This window comes from Nocardia macrotermitis (assembly GCF_009604405.1).
Taxonomy (GTDB): domain Bacteria; phylum Actinomycetota; class Actinomycetes; order Mycobacteriales; family Mycobacteriaceae; genus Nocardia; species Nocardia macrotermitis.
This window is the reverse complement of record NZ_WEGK01000024.1, coordinates 38779-60699: the sequence shown is the minus strand read 5'-3', so window position 1 is coordinate 60699 and position 21921 is coordinate 38779. Positions and strand designations below refer to the sequence as shown.

Annotated in this window: 15 protein-coding genes and 1 pseudogene; 5 read left to right on the top strand and 11 right to left on the bottom strand. The window is 68.5% G+C overall.

The window, feature by feature from the left end; all coding sequences use genetic code 11:
- Positions 1 to 854: 854 nt before the first annotated feature.
- A pseudogene (locus NRB20_RS34590) lies at positions 855 to 2159 on the top strand (HAMP domain-containing sensor histidine kinase); the annotation flags it as partial.
- On the opposite strand, the gene NRB20_RS34585 reads toward NRB20_RS34590, so the two are convergent.
- Complete coding sequence (locus NRB20_RS34585) at positions 2156 to 3118, bottom strand: acyl-ACP desaturase (protein ID WP_153415626.1); 963 nt, start codon at positions 3116 to 3118, stop codon at positions 2156 to 2158. The pseudogene NRB20_RS34590 and the gene NRB20_RS34585 overlap by 4 nt on opposite strands.
- Before the next feature lie 156 nt (positions 3119 to 3274).
- On the bottom strand, positions 3275 to 3817 hold the full coding sequence (locus NRB20_RS34580) for a hypothetical protein (protein WP_153415625.1): 543 nt from the start codon (positions 3815 to 3817) through the stop codon (positions 3275 to 3277).
- Positions 3818 to 4083: 266 nt separating this feature from the next.
- Between NRB20_RS34580 and NRB20_RS34575 the strand changes: the two genes are divergently transcribed.
- Positions 4084 to 6969 (top strand): ATP-binding protein, encoded by a 2886-nt coding sequence (locus NRB20_RS34575; RefSeq protein ID WP_194290112.1) that lies wholly within the window; start codon positions 4084 to 4086, stop codon positions 6967 to 6969.
- A 9-nt stretch (positions 6970 to 6978) separates the two neighbouring features.
- On the opposite strand, the gene NRB20_RS34570 is transcribed toward NRB20_RS34575, so the two are convergent.
- The 8 genes from NRB20_RS34570 to NRB20_RS34535 all read right to left on the bottom strand — a co-directional run bounded on the left by NRB20_RS34570 (position 6979) and on the right by NRB20_RS34535 (position 16945).
- Positions 6979 to 7446 carry a winged helix DNA-binding protein gene (locus tag NRB20_RS34570; RefSeq protein ID WP_153415623.1) on the bottom strand — a complete coding sequence of 156 codons (468 nt, stop codon included), beginning with the start codon at positions 7444 to 7446 and terminating at the stop codon, positions 6979 to 6981.
- 17 nt (positions 7447 to 7463) lie between these two features.
- Entirely contained in the window at positions 7464 to 8657 is a 1194-nt protein-coding gene (locus NRB20_RS34565) for a GAF domain-containing protein (RefSeq protein ID WP_153415622.1), read from the bottom strand.
- Positions 8658 to 8847: 190 nt separating this feature from the next.
- Complete coding sequence (locus NRB20_RS34560; RefSeq protein WP_153415621.1) at positions 8848 to 9489, bottom strand: hypothetical protein; 642 nt, start codon at positions 9487 to 9489, stop codon at positions 8848 to 8850.
- A gap of 453 nt (positions 9490 to 9942) precedes the next feature.
- Entirely contained in the window at positions 9943 to 10674 is a 732-nt protein-coding gene (locus NRB20_RS34555) for a MerR family transcriptional regulator (RefSeq protein ID WP_153415620.1), read from the bottom strand.
- 68 nt (positions 10675 to 10742) lie between these two features.
- Positions 10743 to 13163 carry a serine/threonine-protein kinase gene (locus NRB20_RS34550; protein ID WP_153415619.1) on the bottom strand — a complete coding sequence of 807 codons (2421 nt, stop codon included), beginning with the start codon at positions 13161 to 13163 and terminating at the stop codon, positions 10743 to 10745.
- Between the two features lie 34 nt (positions 13164 to 13197).
- Complete coding sequence (locus NRB20_RS34545) at positions 13198 to 14793, bottom strand: amino acid permease (RefSeq protein WP_153415618.1); 1596 nt, start codon at positions 14791 to 14793, stop codon at positions 13198 to 13200.
- A 103-nt stretch (positions 14794 to 14896) separates the two neighbouring features.
- Entirely contained in the window at positions 14897 to 16387 is a 1491-nt protein-coding gene (locus tag NRB20_RS34540) for an MFS transporter (RefSeq protein ID WP_319945782.1), read from the bottom strand.
- A 129-nt stretch (positions 16388 to 16516) separates the two neighbouring features.
- Entirely contained in the window at positions 16517 to 16945 is a 429-nt protein-coding gene (locus NRB20_RS34535) for a hypothetical protein (protein WP_153415617.1), read from the bottom strand.
- 264 nt (positions 16946 to 17209) lie between these two features.
- Between NRB20_RS34535 and NRB20_RS38700 the strand changes: the two genes are divergently transcribed.
- Positions 17210 to 18091, top strand: coding sequence for a MerR family transcriptional regulator (locus NRB20_RS38700; protein ID WP_319945781.1), 882 nt, complete (start codon positions 17210 to 17212; stop codon positions 18089 to 18091).
- 331 nt (positions 18092 to 18422) lie between these two features.
- Here the strand turns inward: NRB20_RS38700 and NRB20_RS34525 are convergent, their stop codons facing one another.
- Positions 18423 to 20084 carry a helix-turn-helix transcriptional regulator gene (locus NRB20_RS34525; protein ID WP_153415616.1) on the bottom strand — a complete coding sequence of 554 codons (1662 nt, stop codon included), beginning with the start codon at positions 20082 to 20084 and terminating at the stop codon, positions 18423 to 18425.
- A 534-nt stretch (positions 20085 to 20618) separates the two neighbouring features.
- Here NRB20_RS34525 and NRB20_RS34520 point away from each other — a divergent pair.
- Complete coding sequence (locus NRB20_RS34520; protein ID WP_319945780.1) at positions 20619 to 21164, top strand: TerD family protein; 546 nt, start codon at positions 20619 to 20621, stop codon at positions 21162 to 21164.
- Between the two features lie 266 nt (positions 21165 to 21430).
- A complete protein-coding gene (locus tag NRB20_RS34515; protein ID WP_153415615.1) occupies positions 21431 to 21913 on the top strand; it encodes an aggregation-promoting factor C-terminal-like domain-containing protein in 483 nt (160 codons plus the stop codon).
- Positions 21914 to 21921: the final 8 nt, after the last annotated feature.

Below are 21921 nucleotides of genomic sequence, written 5' to 3'. Positions count from 1 at the left end.
CTACGGTCACGCAAGCCCCGACCATCGCACTGCCATTCCCCACCGCACCTCCCCCAGCCGCACCGCAATATCCCCTCGCGCGGAATCCTGCTGCCGCCCAAGCACCTTCAGCCACACAGCCGACTGCTACCGCACAGTCCACCCCCAGCGCACAACCCCAGACCACGCAGCAACCCCACCTCGCGCAGCACCCCTCGGCCACACAAGCACCCGCCGCCGCACCACCGGCCCCAACCACACAACCTCCCGCCGCAGCGAGTCCCCAGACCACGCAGCAACCCCACCTCGCGCAGCACCCCTCAGCCGCACAAGCACCCGCCGCCGCACCACCAGCCCCAACCACACAACCTCCCGCCGCAGCAAATCCCCAGACCACGCAGCAACCCCACCTCGCGCAGCACCCCTCAGCCGCACAAGCACCCGCCGCCGCACCACCAGCCCCAACCACACAACCCCCCGCCGCAGCAAATCCCCAGACCACGCAGCAACCCCACCTCGCGCAGAACCCCTCAGCCACACAAGCACCCGCCGCCGCACCACCAGCCCCAACCACACAACCCCCCGCCGCAGCAAATCCCCAGACCACGCAGCAACCTCAACTCGCGCAGAACCCCTCGGCCACACAAGCACCCGCCGCCGCACCACCGGCCCCAACCACACAACCTCCTACCGCAGCGAGTCCCCAGACCACGCAGCAACCCCACCTCGCGCGGGAACCCTTTGCGGCACAAGCACCTTCGGGGACTACCGTGCCGCAGCCCGGTACGCAATCGCCGACCGCGGCGCAGACTTCAAGTCCGACTGTCGCGAAGGGCCCGAGTACGACCGCGAGTGCGCAGGCGTCCGCGACCACGACGCCGACGACGACCGCTGATCCCGGGCCGGAGTTTCTGTCTCGGCCGGGGGTGCCGCCGGATGAGATCGGGGCGATCATTCAGGGTCGCACCATGACCGCGGTCGGGAAGTTGGGGGTGGATGGGGATCGGGTGGCGTTGAGTGACGTGGCCGAGCGGCAGCTGGCGGGGGTGGCGGCGGATGGGCGGCCGCGGACGGTGCGGCTGGATGGGCTGGGGCGGTATCGGGTGGTGGCCGAGCCGGGGGGCGAGGACGGGCAGACCGTGTTGACGGGGTTGTCGATGGGGCCGGTCGACGCGACGTTGCTGCGGGTGCTGCTGGTGCTCGTGGTGGTGGCCGCGATCGTGCTGGTGATCGCGATAACGGTGGGGATCACGCTGATTCGGCGGGCGCTGGCGCCGCTGGATCGGGTCGCGGCGACGGCGTACCGGGTGGCGGATCTGCCGCTGGATCACGGCGAAGTCGAACTGCCCGTGCGGGTTCCGGCCGACGACGCCGATCCGCGGACCGAGGTGGGACAGCTCGGTGCGGCGGTGAATCGCATGCTGGACAACATCACCGGCGCGCTGTCGGCCCGCTACGACAGCGAGACCCGGGTGCGCCGGTTCGTCGCCGACGCGAGTCACGAACTGCGCACCCCGCTCGCCGCCATCCGCGGCTATACCGAACTGGCACAACGCAACAGCGACGCGGTCCCCCCGGCGGTGGCCGACGCGATGAGCCGCGTCGACGCCGCCGCCATCCGGATGTCGGGCCTGGTGGAGGATCTGCTGCTACTGGCGCGCCTGGACTCGGGCCGTCCGCTCGAACACGCCCCGGTCGATCTGACCCGCATCACCGCCGACGCGGTCACCGACGCCCATATCGCGGGCGCCGATCACCAGTGGGAGATGAATCTGCCCGACGAGCCGGTCGAGATCACCGGCGACGCCGCGCGCCTGCATCAGGTACTGGCGAATCTGCTGACCAACGCCCGCGTGCACACCGGTCCGGGCACCGTCGTGACCACCTCGCTGGAATCCGACGGCGCGGGCGGGGTGCGGTGGCGAGTGCGGGACACCGGTCCGGGCATCCCGCCCGAACTGCTGCCGGAGATCTTCGAGCGTTTCGCGCGCGGCGACTCCTCGCGCTCCCGCCACACCGGCAGCACCGGGCTCGGGCTGGCCATCGCGAGCGCCGTCGTGCGGGCGCACGGCGGCGAGATCACGGTGACCAGCGAACCCGGCGACACGGTGTTCACCGTGCAACTGCCGGGCGGCGCACAGCATCCGCCGAACGACACGCCCGACAACGCGAATTCCTAAGCGGTAGCGGCCTTCTCACGGTTCGCGCGGGCGGCCTCGCGGGCCAGCAGCCGGTCGCGCTGCTCCTCGAACTTGGTCGCGTCGCGATCCAGCTTCTCCAGGAATTCGGCGAGCTCGTCCCGGGCGCGTTCGCCGCGCGGGCCGAAATCGTCGCGGCCGAAGACGTTCCAGATCTTCAGCACCGGCCGCACCACTTCCTCGAGGTGCTGGCGCAGGTCGTAGATGCCGTGCTTGGCCATCAACACGCCGTTGCGGCGGAAGTTGGGCATCCCGTAGCCGGGCATCACGAAATTCGTCACGATCCGGGTGATCGCCTCGATCTGCTGATCGGGCACCAGGTCCAGCCCGGCCGCGCACAGGTTGCGGTAGAAGATCATGTGCAGGTTCTCGTCGGTGGCGATGCGCTGCAACATGCGGTCGGCGATCGGCTCGTCGCAGGCCCGGCCGGTGTTGCGGTGCGAGACCCGGGTCGCCAGCTCCTGGAACGTCACGTACGCGACGTTCTGCAGGAACCCGCCCCAGTCGTCGGGGGACTGCGCGCCGTTGGTCATGTGGACCATCCGATCGCGTTCCAGCGCAACGGGATCCACCGCGCGGGTGACCACCAGATAGTCCCGGATCACGATGCCGTGCCGGTTCTCCTCCGCGGTCCACCGTCCCACCCAGGTACCCCACGCGCCGTCCATCGAGAAGTTCTCGGCGATCTCGCGGTGATACGACGGCAGGTTGTCCTCGGTGAGCAGATTGGTGATCATCGCCGCCTTCGCGACCTCACCGAGCCGGGACTGCTCCGGATCCCAGTCGAACCCGCCCATCGCCGCGAAGTTGCGCCCCGCGTCCCACGGCACGTAGTCGTGCGGATGCCACTCCTTGGCGATCGACAGGTGTCTGTTGAGGTTCTGCTCGGCGACGGGCTCGAGTTCGTTGAGAATTTCCAGCTGCGTCAGATCCCGGGCCATATGCGGAGCCTTTCCCTTGTCATGTCGTGAAGTCGTGCACCTGTCGAGGCCACCGGAGAACCGTACCGGTGACCGGTCCAGTTAACGATGATGCGTTATCAGCGCACTGTGCACTACCTGTGCCAAGACTGTGAGGACATCCAAGGACATCGCGGCTCAGGTCAGTGCACCGTCCCGACACAGGCTCGATGAGCGCCACGTGGCGGGCGGCCGCGCGCCGGATTCGAAGTCCCACCAGGAGATCGGCCCGACCGAGCGCCAGAACAGGAACATACCGGTGTCGTCGGTGACCGCGCTGAAGATGTCCGCGCTGCCGTCGACCAGCTGGTTGCCGGAGCAGTAGTCGTTGTAGGAGGTGCCGGGCTGCCAGGCTCCGGGACTGAAGCTGCCGGCCGGGTTGCCGATCGCGCCCGGGTTGGACACCGTGCTGTGGTGCGCGGTGGCCCCGTTCTTGTTCCAGCGGGCGTTGCCGAACGCGTCCATGTGGCAGCTGAACGCGTAACCGCCCGCGTACACCACCTGCCCCTGCCGGTGGCTGTTACCCGCCCACAGGCACGGCGTTCCGGTCGCGTCCGCGTGCGCCGCCGGGGCGCCCGTCGCGCCGAGTCCGGTCGCGGTGATCGCGGCCAGGGCGCACAGCATCGCCGTCCGCATCCCCGCCCGGAACCGTTGTGACACAGGTCCGTTGATTCTGCTCATTGCCGTCTCTTCCGTGTGCGGGCCGCCGCCCGGATGTGGATCTCGGGGCCGGTGCGCCCGAGATTCATCACGGGGATAATGTACCGTTGACTAACGGCACATCGTTTGAGAAATTCTCACGGTTGAGAAGAGTCAGCCACCCCGCAAAGGTGTGTCGATTCGGACAAATGCGACACTACGTGCGCGAACCGTGCACAGTGCCCGAATATTCGGCACGCGGATCGCCGGTGGGTAGTATCGACCGCCTGGCAGGAGCTGGAGTTGGTATGTCGGACGTTTCCCATGGTGACAGCGAGGACAACGGGCAGGATCGTCGCCTGATCGGTCGCGAGCGCGAGCTGATCGTCGTCGCCGAACGACTCGCGCGCACGGTCGCCGGACACGGCGGCGTGGTGATCATCGACGGTGCGCCCGGGGTCGGCAAGACCTCGGTGCTGGAGCGGATCGTCCGCTCCGCGGAACGGGTGCACCTGCGGGTATTGACCTGCGCCGCCAGCGAACTGGAGATGCGCGCGCCATTCGGCGCGACCCGCACCTGGTCGGCCGCCGACTGGTTCGACCGGGAGGTCCCGGCCGAACTGATCGACCGCTCGCGCGCGCTGCTGCGCGGTGAGACCGTCGCCGCGGGCGATGCGATCGGCTGGGCGAACTCGGTCATCGACGGCTTCCTCGAGATCATCGAAAAGCTCTGCGCCACGGGTCCGCTCGTGGTCGTCGTGGACGACGCGCACTGGGCGGATCCGGCCACCCTGCGCGCGATCGAACGGCTCGCGGAGCTGATCGACGAGCTGCCGCTGCTGCTCGTGCTCGCCCTGCGCCCGCTCCCGCGCGAGGGCCTGGTGACCGAGGTGGTCGAGCGGGTGCTGGCGGCGGGCGCGGCGCGGGTGGTCCTCGAGCCCCTCGACGATCCGGACGGCGCGGAACTCGCCGCCGCCGTCCTGGGCGCGCCGGTGGGCCCCGGCCTGGCCCGCGCACTGACCTGGGCGGCCGGAAATCCCTTGTTCATCACGGAATTGGTGGCCGGGCTGCGGCAGGCCGGACAGCTCACCCTCGCCGACGACGGCACGGTGGAGCTGGCCGCGGGCGCGCCCGGCGGACGCACCGATCCGCGCCTGCCGGTCTCGCTGACCGAGGCCATCCTGCGCCGCCTGGACTATCTGCCGACCAACGCGCAGCGGGTGCTGTCCCTCACCGCCGCCCTGGGCGCGGGCGTCGAGGCGGGCGAGCTGGCCAGCGTGCTGGGGGCCGAGGCCGCGGAGATCGACGAGATCGTCGCCCTGGCAACCGATGTCGGGGTGCTGATCTCCGGACGCACCGGCCTGGTCTTCCGGCACGATCTGATCCGCCGGGTGTTCGCCGACCAGGTGCCCGGGGCCACCCGGTCGAGTCTGCAATGGCATGCCGCGCAGACCCTGATCGCCGCGTCCGGACCGATCGAACGCATTGCGGGATACCTGCTTTCGGCCGGAATGCAATTGGATCCGCCGACCATCGATTGGCTGCTCGCCTCGGCCAACCGGCTGATGATCTGCGCGCCCGAGAGCGCGGTGTTGCTGCTGGGCGCGGCCGTGGCGCAGGATCAGGCCGCGAACCGTCCGCGACTGCTGCTGGTGCGCGCGCTGCTGTGGGGCGGGCGGGCCGGTGAGGCCGAACGCGCGGCCCGCGAAGCGCTGGAACGGCTGCCCGAACCCGGGCAACGTCAGCGCGGGGACTTCCTGTGGCTGCTGTCCCAGGCCTGTCTGGCACAGGGCAAAGTCGCTGCCGCACACGAGGTTTCGACCACTGCCGTGCGCGAGGGCGCACCACCGGTGCGCGAGGCGCGGCATCAGGGCGTGCTGGCCGTGGTCTCCCATCTGCTGGACCGGCTCGACGATGCCGAGCGAGCCGCCGATCGCGCCCGGACCCTGGGATTCGAACTCGCCGACCCGGTCTCGATCGGGATGGCACAGTTCTCGCTCGGGCTGGTCCGCTATTACCAGGGTCGACTGGCGGAGTGTATCGAGCTGGGCGACAACCTGATCCGGCAGTACGAGCTCCTGAGCCAGGGCCGCAGCACCTTCGCGCACTTCAATCCCTACCTGGTCAGCGGCCAGTGCCTGATGGAACTCGATCAGCCCGAGCGGGCCGAGGAAATCCTCACCGCGACAGTCGATTACGAGGAACGCAGCGGCGGCGCGATGCAGACCGCGAATGTGCTTGCCGTGGGCAAACTGCACTTCACCAGCGGCCGCTGGGACGACGCGCTGCTCGCGCTCGCCCGCTGCCGGGACACCCCCGACGTGTTCGGCTACGCGCGCGTCGCACCGAGCCTGATCGCGCTGATCGACATCTATCGCGGAAACTTCACCGGCACACCGGATTCCATACCGCCGCTGATCGACGACATCGCCGGACGCACCGGACTGCACGTGCGCGCGTGGGCCCAGGCGATGGCCCTCGAACGGGACCGGCAGCCCGGCGAGGCGCTGGATCTGCTGCTGTCCACCTGCGCGAAGGTCGAATCGCCGTGGACCGAGATCACGCTCTACCACATCTATCCGGAGATGGCCCGGCTCGCGGCGATCACCGAACGCGCCGACGAGCTGCGGACCATCGCGCGGGACGCGCAGGCGGCGGACGAGCGCATCGCGACCAACTCGCGGCATGCCACCGCACTGCTGTGTTCCGGTCTGGCACAGCAGGATCCGGATCCCATCGCCGAATCGGCCGAACTGTTCACCGCCGCCGGGCGACCGTTCTACACCGCGCACGCCTACGAGAATCTGGCCGCGGTGCACGCGCTGGCGGACCGGACCGAGGCCGCGCGATCGGCCTCGGACGCGGCGGTCGAGTTGTACGCGGGGATGGATGCCCAGTGGGCCGTCGCCCGCGCCGAGGCCCGGCTGCGCGGTCTGGGGTTGCGGCACGGTCGGCGCGGTCCGCGCAATCGGCCCAAATCCGGTTGGGCCGCACTGACTCCCACCGAACGACGGGTCGCGGACTACGTCACCGAGGGGCTGTCGAATTCCCAGATCGCCGCGCAGATGCTGCTGTCCCGGCGCACCGTGCAGACGCACGTGTCGAGCATTCTGGCGAAACTGGACTTCACCTCGCGGGTGCAGATCGCGATCGGGCGGGCCAATGATGCTCGGCCGCAAGAGGTTCCGCAGTAGCTCCGGAGATCACTGCCGGGATCGACGGACCGGGACCTGCGGTTCGGGGGTGCGATCGCCGAGGACCTCGTCGGCAAGTACGCTCAGCCCCAACATGATCCGGTTCATCTGCGCATCGGTGAGACCCGGGATGACCGCGCGCACACCGTCCTCGATCGGCAGCGAGGTGTCGGGCACCTGCTTGCGCGCCACACTGCCGGGCCGGACCGACACCAGCGTGCGGCGACCGTCGCGCAGATCCTGGGACACCTCGAACACACCTCGTTCCCGCAGCCGCACAACGGTTTTCGAGACGAAGCTCTGCGCCAGACCGGTCCGCTCGGCGATATCGCCGATGGCCGAGCCGGGATGGGCGGTGACATCCTGCACGATGGTCACCATTCCGGCGGACATCTGCTGATCACCGGAGCACACCGTCGCACTCGCCGCGATCTCACGCAGCACGCGGACCAGCCGGTGCAACTCGGCGACATTCATAGTCGCCGATGATACATCTACGACTTGGTGCCTCTGACCTGCCGCGACAATCCATCACCACAGGCGGGCAGCCGATTTCCCAGGGCATGGAACGGCGCGGTCACGACCTCCTCGGCCAGCGGCGCGCGGCATCGCGACCGCTCCATCACCATCCGACCGGAGTTGACATTGACCGGCCCCGATTCCTCGGGCGCCGAGACGCGCACGAATTCGGCGATCGCCAGATGTTTGGCCGAATAGCCGGGATACGGATACAGCGACAGCGAGGCGGGACCGTAACCGCCGCTGTGGTTCAGCACCCGCAGCGTCACCGTCGCGGCGACCCCCGAACGCAGCCGCTCGGCCACCTCCGCCAGCCGGGCGCGGTCGTCCGGATGGAACACCTCGACCGGGGAGGGCAGATTGTCCCAGCGCACCCAGGGCGCGGGATCGGTGAGCCAGTGCGAGATGCTCGCGTGCTCCACCTGCAGGACGCCCAGATGCGTCCCGGCCCGGCGATGCGCCTCGCGCAGGGCCACCCGCTCCAGCGCGGTGACCTGAGCGGCCGGATCGACCGGTCCGGCGTCCTCGATCAGCAGCCACGCGCCCTCGGTGCGCAGATCGTCGCGGGCCCGCATGGAGATCAGCCAGCGGGCCGAAATGCCCACTGTCACATCGAATTGCAGGCTCGCGCCGGGATTCGGGTCGTAGAGCAGATCCAGTACCTCGGCGTGCCGGTCGAATCCGGTCCAGCGGTGGAACAGCTCCGCGATCGACATGGCGGGCGCGTAATCCTCCGGCGACATCCCGGCCAGTTCGGTCACCCCGGCGGGCAACCGGATCGTCTGCGAGGCCAGATCCCAGATGCCGCCGACCGCGGGCGTCGGGCGCGGCACCCGCGCACCGGCCGGTCCGAGCCACAGCCGCACCGCGTGCACGTCACCGGCGGGTCCGAGCACCGGGCGGGCGAGCATCCGGTGCGGACCGGCGTCGGTGTCGACCCGCAGATCCACATCGATCGCCTCGCGGGACGCGGTGAGAATGGCCTGGCAGGCACTGCTGGTGGACAACCCGTACGCCGGGGGCAGCTTGGCCAGCAACCGCTGCACGACCCGCTGCCAGCCTGCGAAATCACGCGGCTCACCACCGACCGATGCTGCCGACATACCTTCGGGCGCCAGCATCTCCACCGTCAGCCACGGGTTGATGCGCGGCGTTCCGAACGACCCCATGCCAAGCATGCAACCCCGCGCCGCACACGGAAACATCCGCCAAGATACGTAGACGGGGAAAAGTTACCGGCCGGAAATGTCCGCGCCTCGGCCACGACTGTTGAAATCGAAACTAAGTTGCGGACACCGTACCGTCAATCACCGTCGGCGAATGCACAGCCGATTCCCAGCTCCGGGAAACACTTCCGGGTCAGCCGCACTGCGGACGGGTCGCGTCGCAGCCGTTCTGATGACCGTTCGGGGCCACGTTGTGCTGCGGATCGACCGCGACCGGCGGGGCCAGGATGTTCCAGAGCATCGCACCGTCCCGCAGCCACTGGTTGAACGCCGTATTTCCCGGCGCTGGCACCGGCAGATTGCGCTGCACGGAATTCTCGTTCGGGCTCGTCGCGGAGTTCGGGTTCGACTGGTGCGGCACCGTGATGTTCGGGAGTGCGTAGGAGGGCGCGGACTGCGAGGGCGCGGTCGCGCGCGGAACCGTATGCGAGGGAGCCGATTGCGCGGGCCCGGAGAGTTGGGGCCGGGACAGCGACGGGGACGACTGGGAGGGACCCGAATACGAGGGCGCCGAATAGGACGGGCCGGAGTAGGACGGACCCGAGCTGTGGTTGGACGTCCCGCTGTTGTGTGAGGTGGAGGAGTTGACGCCCGAGTTCGAGGTACCGGAGTTCGAGGTACCCGGACCCGAATGCCCGCCACCGTTGCTGTGCCCGCCGCCGCCCGATCCGGGAGCCGCGCCGGCCAGGCCCGCCGATCCGATCGACACCGCGACCGCCACCGCGACGCAGGTCAACAGCCGGGAACCGAAGGGATTTCGCTGAACACCGTTCATCTTCGAGACATTCATCTTCGTACCGTCCATCGACGTCTTATAAGAAGGGCTGCCCGGCGACGTCGATCTCACGAGCAGTGCTTATCACTCGTTTAATGTACCGCTATTCAACGGCACATTAAATGGGATATGTTGCCAGCGTTGGGAACTCCGCGCAGATGTGAGATACGCGCGCATCCGGGCGCGCGGGCACGATCCGCAATCGGGCACGCACCAGCCTCAGACCTGCATGAACGGCCGATCAACTCGACTGCACGTAAGCGAATCGGGTCGGCTCAGCCCACAGCGCAGCCGATCAACTCGGCTGGAGCGAGCAGCCTGGTCAACTCGGCCTGGCACGAGTTACCCTTGCCAGCCCGGCCCGGCGCGAGCAACCCGATCAGCCCGGCATCGTCGCTCGCGCAGCCAGCCACCTCGGCCTCGAGGTCCAGTTCGGCTCAGCCAGCAGCCCGCTCAGCCCTGGGCGAGCGCCTCGGTCAGTTCGGTGTCGCCTTCCAGGTATTTCCCGATGGAACGCTCGACCAGTTCGGTGGCGGTCTGTACGGCGATCGAACGGGTCGCGGTGAGCTGATCGGTCAAGTGGGCCAGGTCATCCGGGGTGCGCTCGGAATCCGAGTACCGGGTCCAGGCGGTGCGTTGGAACAGCTCCACCACGCGCCGTGCGATGCGGTCGCAGTCGGTGCGCATCTTCTCCAGATCGGCGAGGATCTCCTCGGCGGGCAGCCCGACGCCGGTCAACTGCTCGACCACGCGCACCAGTTTCGCGTCGACCACGCGGTAGGTCGCGGCGTCCACGGGCTCGTACAGGCCCAGGCCGACCACGCGGGCCAGCCCGTGCGGGACGTTGCTGTAGCGCTCGGCGAGTTCGGTCGCGGCGATCGTGTCATCGGACGACGGTTCGATCTCCGGTGACGCGTCCGGCTCGATGACGCCCAGGATGTCACCCAGATCGTCCCCGCGATCCCACGCCTCGAGCAGCTCGCGAATGCCGTTGAGCTTGATCCCGCGATCGAGCAACCGGCTGATGGTGGCCACCCGATTCAGATGTTCGGGCCCGTAGAAGCCCGTTCTGCCACGGACTTCCGGTGAGGGCAGCACACCCCGTTCGTGATACACGCGAAGACTGCGGACCGTCGTCCCCGCCGCCCGCGCGAGCTCATCGATGGTGTATTCCGCACTCGCCATACATAAAGGAAACCACACCGAAATACCCGTTGGTATCGTCGCGGGTGGGTATCACTGTCGAACGACAGTCACCACCAGCTGCGCGGACGCACCTGGTTGGCCAGGTCGATGAGCCGATACCGGTGCCAGCGGTCGGGCGCGATCTGGGCCAGCGCCCGCAGACTCGACTCCAGCCCCTGCCGCAGGCCGTTCGGCGTGACCGGGAAGCCGAGCATATCGCTCAGCCCCGCGGGCTGGGCCCCGGCGCGCAGCCACTCCACCGCCGCACCCACCACGATCACCTTCAATTGCAGGGTGCGCGGATCGTCCGGCAGCGCGCTCAGGCGGGCGGCCGCGGTCTCCAGATCGCGCTCGGTGATCTCGGCGGTCGGCCGCGAAACCAGCAGCAGCGAACCGGTCATCTGCGCGACCGCGTGATGGCGCGAGGCCGCGGGCACCTCGTCCAGCACCGCGACCGCCGCGAGTAGCTCACCGTCCGCGGCCAGCCGCCTGGCCAGCCCGAACGCCGCACTGACCACGCCGTGGTTGGTACGCCAGACCGTGCGGTAGTGCTCCATCGCGGCGTCGTGCAGCCGGTCCGGATCACCGGGTTCGTCGAGCTGCTGCAACATCAGCTCGGCGGCGGCGGCCAGTGCCAGCGGCGGGGCGATCTCACCCGGCACCATCGAGTGCACGGTGTCGAAATGCCGGTAGCCCAGCTCGAAATCGCCGTCCAGCAGCGCGGCCACCCCCCGATGCCATTCGATGCGCCAGTCACCGGCGTGGCGGGGGGTGAGTTCGTCCAGCAGTGCTCGGGCCGAAGGCACATCGCCGAGTTCGAGGTGCGCCTGCGCCGCGGCCAGCGCCCCCTCGAGTTCGAAGGTCTCCGGTTCGGCCACGACCCCGGCCGCGATGCGGGAACTGGTGCGCCGCAACGCGTCCAGGACCTGATGCGGATCACCGCGCAACAGCGGCAGCAGCAACTCGGCGCTGGGATCCTCGGTGTCGATCAGCGGAACCGGCAGCGCGGCAACCACATCGGCCACCTCGACGGTCGGCATGCGCTGCGTGCCGTCGATCACCCGATCGGTCTGGCCGATCAGCGTGTCGATGCCGAAATCGCCCAGTATGGACGCGAATTCGACCGAAGCCTGGGGATGTTCGCGGCCACTGTCCACGGCCAGCACCATCCGCAGCACGCCGACCAGCTGGCAGTACATCGCATACGCCGACGGGAAACGTCGCTGCGGATCGGGATCGGTTGCCCGGCAGAGCAATCGGTGTAGTCCCGGATACCGCCGCAGCAGCGGTTCCCGCTCCGGCGACGGGATGACCAGGGCCGGATTGCCGTCCGGTTCGAGCGGCAGCACCAGCATCAGCGCGGCCAGCGTGCGGCCGACCGAATACAGGTCCGAGGCCACCGTGGGCCCGGTCTCGGTGATCTCCGGCGCCTGGTATCCCGGTGTGCCGTAGATACTTCCGTAGGAATCCAGGGCGGCGACCGCGCCGAGGTCGATGAGTTTGACCTCGTCCTCGCTGATCATGATGTTGTCGGGTTTGAGATCGTTGTAGGCCAGCCCGAACGAGTGCAGGTAGTCCAGCGCGGGCAGCACCTCCATCAGATACGCGATCGCCTCGGCCACCGGAAGTCGCTGCGGCGCAATCACATCGAGCATCTTCTTGAGCGAACGCCCGCCCACGTACTCCATCACGATGTACCCGGCGGCGATATCGCGGCCCGCCGAGGCGTGCTTGACGAAGTTGTGGATCTTGACGATGCCCGGATACGCCATCTCGGACAGGAACTGCCGTTCGGCCAGCGCCACCACGTGCGCCTCGAAATCGAGCGGATTCTGCAATCCCTTGAGTACCACCCAGCGATCGCTGACATTGCGGTCCACGGCCAGATACACCCAGCCCAGACCGCCGTGCGCCAGGCAGCCCTGCACCTCGTACTGCCCGGCGACCAGTTCGCCCGGCACCAGGGTGGGCCGGAAGTTGAACGGCGAGCCGCAGGCCGCGCAGGTGCCGCTGATCGCGCCGGGCCCGTCGGCGCCGCGACGGCCCACGGGCGCATCGCATTTCCAGCAGAATCGTTTGACCTCGTGCACTTCGGGATCGGTGAGTACTGCGGCGCGCGGATCGAGCGGGGTCACCTTGGGCATCTCCATCAGCCCGCCGCCCAGTTTGCGCACGCTCGGGCGGGATCGACCGCCCCGGCCCGAGCCGCGCCCGGCGTCCACCTCGGATTCGACCGCGCCGGAATCGGATTCGGCCAGCAGTTCGAGTTCGAACTCGTCCTCGTCGCGCCGCCGCGCCACCGGACGCGCGCGCTGCGCCGAGAACCGCTGGGACAGCACCTGATTCGGGATCCGCCCCTCGGGTGGGACCGGCCCGCGCGTGGCCCACGGATGGGTGGTCGAGCGACGCGGAAGTTCGCTGCCGCGCATGCGCCGATCCGCCCACGGGTGTGGCAGCGGCTGGTCGGGAGCCTCGGAGTGCTCGGGCATGGGAACCTTTCGTACCCATTGGTGAGTCGGGCTCTCATTCTGGTCCGCCGCCGATATCGTCGTGCACACGTTGTTCCCGCCCCTGGGAATATGTTCGACCGTCGGGTTCGACCACCACGGCCACCGCCGACGCCACCGAATCCGGTTCGGCCACAGGCAGTTCGGGCATGTGCGGCGACTGCGCACTCACCGCCCGCCAACTCGCCGCGACATCGGCGGCCCGGCGGCGCGCCAGCAGCCAGCCGACCGTCAGCACCGGCAGCATCACCACCACGACCGCGATCACCGCGCCGCGCTGCACGATGTCGTCGCTGACCGCCATCAGCACCACCACGCCGAACAGGAACGCCAGCGTCAGCACGCCACTCCAGGGCGCGCCCGGCAGCCGGAACGCCGGCCGCTGCGCCAGGCCCTTGCGGCTCCACCACCACAGCCGCAGCTGGCACACCACGATCACCGACCAGGCGGTGATGGTGCCCAGCGCCGACATGTTCAGCACGATCTCGAACGCCTGGCCCGGGACCACGGCGTTGAGTCCGACTCCGATCAGCGCGATCGCGCCGGTGGCCAGGATGCCGACGTAGGGCACCCCCGAATCGGACATCCGCGCACCCAGCGCCGGCGCGCTGCCGTTCACCGACATCGACCGCAGGATGCGGCCGGTCGAATACAACCCGGCGTTCAGGCTGGAGAAGGCCGCGGTCAGCACGACCAGATTCATGATGGTGCCCGCGCCGTGCACGCCCAGCCCGGCGAAGAACGTCACGAACGGGCTCTGTCCGCCCACGAATTCGCCGAAGGGCAGCAGCAGGCCCAGCAGCACCAGGGAACCGACGTAGAACAGCGCGATGCGGGCGATCACGGTGTTGATCGCCCGGGGCATGACCCGCTCCGGATGTTCGGTCTCCCCCGCCGCGGTCCCGACCAGTTCGACTGCGGCATAAGCGAATACCACCCCGGTGGTGACGGTGACCAGGGGCAGCACACCGACCGGGAACAGCCCGCCGTTCTCGGCCAGCAGCCCGAATCCGGTCGGCTGCCCGTCGATGGTGAACCGGCCGCCGAGGATGATCGACCCGACGATCAGGAAGCCGACCAGCGCGACGACCTTGATCAGCGCGACCCAGAACTCCAGTTCACCGAACCAGCGCACCGAGATCAGATTGAACGCGACCACGATCACCAGGGCCACCAGCGCGATCGCCCACTGCGGCAGGATCCGGGTCGGGCCCCAGTAGTGCACGTAGGTGGCGATGGCGGTGATATCGACGATGCCGGTCATGCACCAGTGGAAGAAGTACATCCAGCCGACGCCGAAAGCCAGTTTCTCCCCGTAGAACTCGCGCGCGTAGGACACGAACGAGCCCGAGGACGGCCGGTGCGAGACCAGCTCCCCCAGAGCCCGCAGCACGAAGAACACGAACACGCCGCAGACCGCGTACACCAGGAACAGTCCGGGTCCGGCGTGCGCGAGCCGGTCCGCCGATCCCAGGAACAGCCCGGTGCCGATGGCGCCGCCGATGGCGATCATCTGCAACTGCCGGGGCCGCAACGACTTTCGGTAACCGGTGTCCTCGTGGTGCAGACCTGCGGACGACGCGGTCGACCTGGGTGGGTGGACGGCTGTCATGACACGGCCTTTCAGGTGACGAATATCATATCGTCACTCAATGTACCGCTGGATATCGGCACATCAATCCCACCGATGGGAAACCGTGGAGTAAAAGCGCAGCTCAGACCCGTGTTCGCCCGGGATCCTCGAGGTCGTCCGCGGTCGCCTTGGACAGCGGATCGGCGATGTCCTCCAACGACTTCCCCTCCGCGTCCACCCCGAAGAACCAGGCGACCAGACCGCCGCCGATCATCGCCGCGGCCCCGATCAGATAGCCGATCGCCAGCGGCAGCCGATCCAGGCTCGGATTGTCCGCGCCGCCCACCAGCAGACTGAACAGGTAGGGGGCCAGCACACCGCCCGCCCCCTGGGAGATCGCGAAGAAGAACGAGATCGCCTGCCCGCGCAGCTCCAGCGGGAAGATCTCGCTCACCGTGAGATAGGCCGAGGAGGCGCCCGCGGAGGCGAAGAAGAAGATGACGCACCAGAAGGCCGTCTGCGTCGCGGCGTTCAGGATCCCGGCGTGAAATGCCCACGCGGACAAGGCGAGTAGCCCGCCCGAGAGCACATACGTCCCGCAGATCATCTTGCGCCGCCCGATGCTGTCGAACAGCGGGCCCAGCACCAGCGGACCGATCAGATTGCCGACCGCGAACGGGAAGAAGTAGTAGCCGGTGTGATCGTCGGGCACATGATAGAAGTGCGTCAGCACCTGCGCCTCGGTGAAGAAGATGGCGTTGTAGAGGAATGCCTGGGTCACCATCATCGTGAAGCCGAGGAACGACCGGGATGGGTAGCGCCCGAAGAAGATTCGCGCCATCTGGAGATAGGACACCCGGTCCCGCTCGACGATCTCGAGCGCCTGGCGCTCGTCCACCGGCGGCAACTCCACGCCCCGGCTGCGCACGTGTTCCTCGATCTCGGTGACCGTGCGTTCGGCCTCGGCGGCGCGGCCGTGGGTCAGCAGCCAGCGCGGGCTCTCCGGGATCTGGCGGCGCAGGAAGATGATGATCAGCCCGAGCACCGGACCGATGAAGAAGCCTATGCGCCAACCCCATTCGACCGGCACGTAGTGCTCGTTGTACAGCAGCAGACTGGCCGCCGCGCCCAGAGCCGCACCGCCCCAATAGGTTCCGTTGATCGCGATATCCACCCGGCCGCGATACCGCGACGGCATGATCTCGTCGATCGCGGAGTTGATCGCGGTGTACTCGCCGCCGATGCCGGTGCCCGCGATGAACCGGAACAGGAACAGCGACCAGGCATCCCAGGAGAATCCGGCCAGGCCGCTGCCGATCAGATAGATCGCGAGGGTCAGGATGAACAGCTTCTTGCGGCCGAGTTTGTCGGTGATCCGGCCGAAGAACAGCGCGCCCACCACCTGCCCGGCCAGATACCACGAACCCATCGCGCCGACCTGACCCGCGGTCAGGTGCAGCGTGTGCTGGTTCTGGAGCAGCGAACCCATGCTGGAGACGATCTGGATCTCCAGCCCGTCCAGGATCCACGACACCCCGAGGCCCACCACGATCAGCCAGTGGAATCTGGCCCACGGCAACCGGTCCATGCGTGCCGGGACCAGACTCCGGATGATGGTGCTCGGTGTCGACACTGTGCTGTCACCTCGATGTGAACGGACGGATTCGGCTGTCGCGAGCGATGATCCGGTGGATCCGGGCAGGCTCGCGGTGCCAATGTAGTGGGTCCGCCGTAAGCGGAACAGCGGATCGGCCGCGGCGGGTCAGCCCGCAGTGCCGGTGGGTCGCAGACCCCGCCCCAGGATGAGATGCCGCCGGGGCGCGGCGGGGGCGTTCTCGGTGCCGCGCGGACGTTCGCTGTGCCGGATGATGCGCAGCGGGGGTTTGTGATCCAGGGGGGTGATCCGGTGGCGGTCGAGGTTCTCGAGCACGCGGCCGGTGGCGTCGTAGGCCACGCCCGCCCAGATCATCGAGCGCGGGCCCATGCCCCGATCCGTCAGTGTGCGAACAGATTCCGCGCAGTCGTTGAGCAGCGGGCACTCCTGGCAGATCCGCACCGCGGCCCGCCAGGAATCGGGGGTGCCGACGTCGAGGTCCCAGTCGTTGGGGCCGTCGGCGCAGGAGGGTCGCCGCGATCCCGCGATGGGCGCGGGGTTCTGGAACGTGGTCACAGGGTTCTGGAAAGTGGTCACAGCCGTCTCCGAGGGATGCCGAGGGCACGCCCGAGGCAGGCGTGTCCATGGGAGGGACGTCATCGGGGCCGATCAACGGTCCCCGGAAGCGGCGTAACAACGCCGCACTCGAACGCTAACGCACGACGGCGCGAAGAGCAATAGATTGTGCCGTCAAATAACGGTACATTGACCTACGGTCTCCAGAGACATACCGTTGACCATGGCACCGTTGGATCGCGGTACATATATTCAGGATGAGTTGGCCTTCCAGGGGGTCTGGCTGTGCAGGCGGAATACACGATCGATGAGCTCGCGCGGGCCGCGGAGATCACCGTGCGCAGTGTGCGGGTGTATCACGAACGTGGTCTGCTGCCGTCCCCCGCGCTGCGCGGTCGCATCGGCTACTACGGAACCGAACATCTGCACCGATTGCAGACCATCAGCCGGCTACTCAGCCGCGGCATGAAACTCAACGGCATCCGGGAACTGCTCGAGGCGTGGGATCGCGGTGAGGGGCTCGCCGAGGTGCTGGGCGTCCCCGCGCAGCAAGCCGCGAACGTTCCAGGACAGCAAGCCCCGAGCGTCGTCGTGCAACAGCCCCCGAACGTTCCAGGGCACCAGCCCCCGGGCGTTCCAGGGCCGCAATCCCCGGGCGTTCCAGGGCCGCAATCCCCGGGCGTCCCGGGGCAGCAGTCCCCCCGCGTACCGGGGCATTCTGCGGATGTCACCTGGCGAGCCACGGTCGCGCTCACTCGGCCACAACACACGGATCAACACACGGATCAGGACGCGACAGCCCCGCCGGACGAGACGCAGACGCACGCGCTCACCCAGGCACCTACGCAACAGACCGATCCGTACTACCCCGAGCCGCCACCCACGCCGTACCACACCGACCCCGCCGGCCGTCTCGTCGACGCCGGACTCAGTTCCGCCGAGGCACTAGCCCTGATCGAACGATTACGCGCGGACTACGACCGAATCGCCGCACAACACGTCGGCGAACTGTTCCACCGCCTGGCCGGACAACGCCGCGGCTCGGCCGGACGCCTCACCGCCGCCCGCACCGGATTCGAATCCACCAGCGAGACAGCACGTCTCGCGGTAACCCGCGCCCTGGCCGACCTCTTGGATCAAACCTTCGCCCGGCGGGTCAACCGGTAGCGCCCCACCTCACCCACGCTGCACACACCTCGCCCACGTCGCGCACACCCCACTCGCGCCGCGCACACCTCACCCACGCCCGCACCTCACCCGCGCCGCACACATCTCACCCACGCCCGCACCTCACCCGCGCCGCACACATCTCACCCACGCCCGCACCTCACCCACGGCGCACACACCCCACCCACGCCCGCACCTCACCCACGGCGCACACACCCCACCCACGCCCGCACCTCACCCGCGCCGCACACACCCCACCCACGCCCGCACCTCACCCGCGCCGCACACACCCCACCCACGCAGCACACACCCCACCCACGCAGCCCGCACCTCACCCACGTTGCGCGTAGGCGACCGCGACCTGCACGCGCGACCGCAGGCCGAGTTTGCCCAGGATGTTCGACACGTGGGTTTGCACGGTGCGCCGGGACAGGAACATCTTCTCGGCGATTTCGGCATTGGAGCAGCCCTGTGCGACCTGCACGGCGACCTTTCGCTCGGTCGCGGTCAGGGCCTCCCAGCCGGTTTCGGGTCGTCGGCGCGTGCCCCGCACGCCGCGTCGCACTCCCAGTTCGCGCAGTCGCGCCCGCACCCGGGCGGTCTCCGGTCCCGCGCCCAGGGTCTCGTACCGCGTCGCCGCCGCGTCGAGTGCGGCGCGCGCCTCGGCGGTGCGGCCGTTGCGCACCAGCATCTCCGCGAGGTTCTCCCCCGCCAGCGCGGCGAACCGGGGACGTTCGGAACGCTCGAATTCCGATACGGCCGCGGCGACCAGGTCCACATCGCCGTCGGCGAGGCCGCGGAACAGCAGCACGGTGGTCGGATCGCTCGGCGTGGGCAGGCTCGCCACCAGCGACTCCGCGGTCGCGGCGGCGACCGTGCCCTCGATGAGTTCGGCCACCCGATCCAGTGCGGCCGTCGACGGATTCCGGGTGGGCGCGCCGGGATCCGCGGCGGGTTCGGCGATCCGCATCAGATGCCGCCCGGCCACCTCGACGTGGCGGCGCAGGGTGGCCCGGATCGAGGGGGACACCTGATCGGCCAGCACGCGTCGGATCAGATCGTGCCGGAAGACCAGTTCGTCACCGTCGTACACCAGCACCCGCGCCTCGACGGCGGTGCGGATCTCGTGCCACACATCGATCAGCGAAACACCCAGGATCCCGGCCAGTTTCACCGGATCGACGCGCGGGGCCAGCGCGGCGGCCGCCTCCAGGATGTGCCGGGCCGATTCGGGCAGGAACTCCAGCCGCCGCGCGATCCGGGCCGACAGCGCGTCCGGGAGTCCGGCCTCCGGCGCGGCGGGAGCGGGTCCGTCCAGTAGATCGTTGAGGTACAACGGATTTCCGGCGGCACCGGCGATCAGCTCGTGCAGCTGCGGTTCGGGGGGCGCGCCGAGCGACCGTTCGACCAACCGGGCGACCTCGGCATCGGCCAACGGGCCCAACGACATTCGCCGCGCACCGACCGCGTCGAACTCCGAGAGCAGCCGGGGCAGGCCCGGTCCCAGCGGATAGGGCCGCATGGTCACCACGACCAGCAGCGGCATGGTGTCCACCGCGACGCTCAGCCAGCGCAGCACCGACAGGCTCGCGGCGTCGGCCCAGTGGATGTCGTCCATCAGCACCGCCACCGGTCCGTCCGCACACCACCGGCCCAGCAGATCCGAGAAGGCGGCGGTGGAACCCGGCTGGTGTCCGGGCACCCCGCCACCGGGATCACCTTGCGCCACACAGGAATTGACCGCCGCGCCCGGCGTCGACCGTTCGGCTTCGGTCGCCGCGCCGAGCAGGATCCGCATCCCGGCCCCGGCCGCCATGCCGACCGCGCGATGCAGCAGCGCGGTCTTCCCGATCCCGGGTTCGCCCTCGATCAGCAGGAACGCGCCGCCGCGCCCGGAGGCGACCCGGTCGATCAGCACGCCGATCGCTTCGATCTCCGTGCGGCGGCCGACGAGGCGGTCGGCGGCCTGCTCCAGGGGTTCGATCGCTGTCATCCGGCGTACATCACTCCTACGCTCATACGCTCTCTGCTTCGAGCGCACCGACCGCCCTGCCGAGCCGCCGGTTCACCCGCGAATTACATCACAATAGATTTATGTGGCGATTTGCACTACCCGAATTGCCGGAGCGGAAACACGAAACCAACGCCGGGCGGCGAGCGGCGGAAGATAACCTGCTCTCGCAGCTGGGAATTCCGCCGTGCGAGATCTCCAGCGGGTGTCGCCGTCACCCGGGGTGACCAGCGGGTGATCGTTCTTCCCCGCCGCGCCGCCGGGCGCTGATCCCCGGTGCCGCAGTAACTTTCATTGCAACGGCGCGTCGGCGGATCCATCCCCGGAACGCTGTCACCGGCCGGATCGCACTCCGCCACCCTTGTCACCCATGACGGCAATTACATCTCCAGAGATATATTTCCGGGCCGGTAACCGTGGCCAACCTCACCGCTGTGGCCGCTGCGGCGCACGACCCTTACAGTGGGACACCATCATTGGTTCGAACGCGGGAGGTTCCCGCAGAAGGGGCGGGTCGTGCCGATCCCATTGCGCGCCGAGAACGGCGCACCGCTGGACAACATCGCGATGGGGCTGGGCTGGGACGCGGCGAAATGGCGGCTGTTCGGCTCCCGTCCCGCCGATATCGACCTGAATGCCGCGGCGCTGCTGTTCAGCGGAGACCAGATGGCGGAGGCGGTCTTTCACGAGCGGCTCAACTCCAGCGACGGCGCGGTCCGCCTGCACGGCGACAACCTCACCGGCGACGGTAAAGGCGACGACGAGATCATCTCCATCGACCTGGACCGGCTGCCGTCCCGGATCAACGGCATCGCCCTGATCGTAACCTGTTACACCGGACAGACATTCGACAAGATCCGCAACGGTTTCTGCCGCCTGTACGACCGCGAGTCCGGCACCCAGTTCACCTGGCAGACGGTGCTGCGCGGCCCGCACACCGGCATGATCATGGGCATTCTGCTGCGCGCCCACGACGGCTGGCACTACACCGAGATCGGCCAGGGCATCACCGCGGACCATCCCCGCGAGGCGATGCCGCACCTGGCGCGCTACCTGTCCTGAGCCGACCGGCCCGACTTCTCCCGCACCACCTACCTCTCCCGCACCGGCTCGATCTTCACCACACAGCTCGATCTCCGTCACCTGCCACGCCACGACTTCCCGGATGATCCGGCACAGACACACCACCGCTTCGTGAACGATCTTGTAACGGTGTGGATACAGCGCGTCGGCCTTCCTCTAAACCGCTCTGAACTCGTGCTTTGCTGAGCCTGCTCCTTTCGCAACCGCACGTGCCAGCACAGCCGGTCGATGTGGAGGGCTCCGAAATGTCGATACCGCGAACGTCTCGACTCGCCACGATCCTCGCCGAACTGCTCTGCGCCGCAACCGCTTCGGTCGGTCTCGCGGGATGCTGGGAGGCGCCGCCCGCTCGTGCGGACTGCCACACGATCTGCGACAACCCCGCTGCTCCGGTCGGACTGCTGTCGGGTTCGGCATCCGGATCCGCGCTCGGCTCCGCGGCGCTCGCGCCACGCGCACTGGCCCGGATCCTGGTGCCGCCCAACCAGTTTCCGTCGTTCAACAACGTCATCAGCAACGAGAGTTCCTGGAACGTCTTCGCCATCAACCCGAGTTCGGGGGCCTACGGTCTCGGGCAGGCGCTACCGGCGCAGAAGATGGCCGCGGCGGGCGCGGACTGGATGTTCAACCCGGCGACCCAGATTCGCTGGGCCTACGCCTACATGTGCGAGCGTTACGGCAGTCCGGACGGCGCGTGGGCGTTCTGGCAGGTCCATCACTGGTACTGAATCACCGG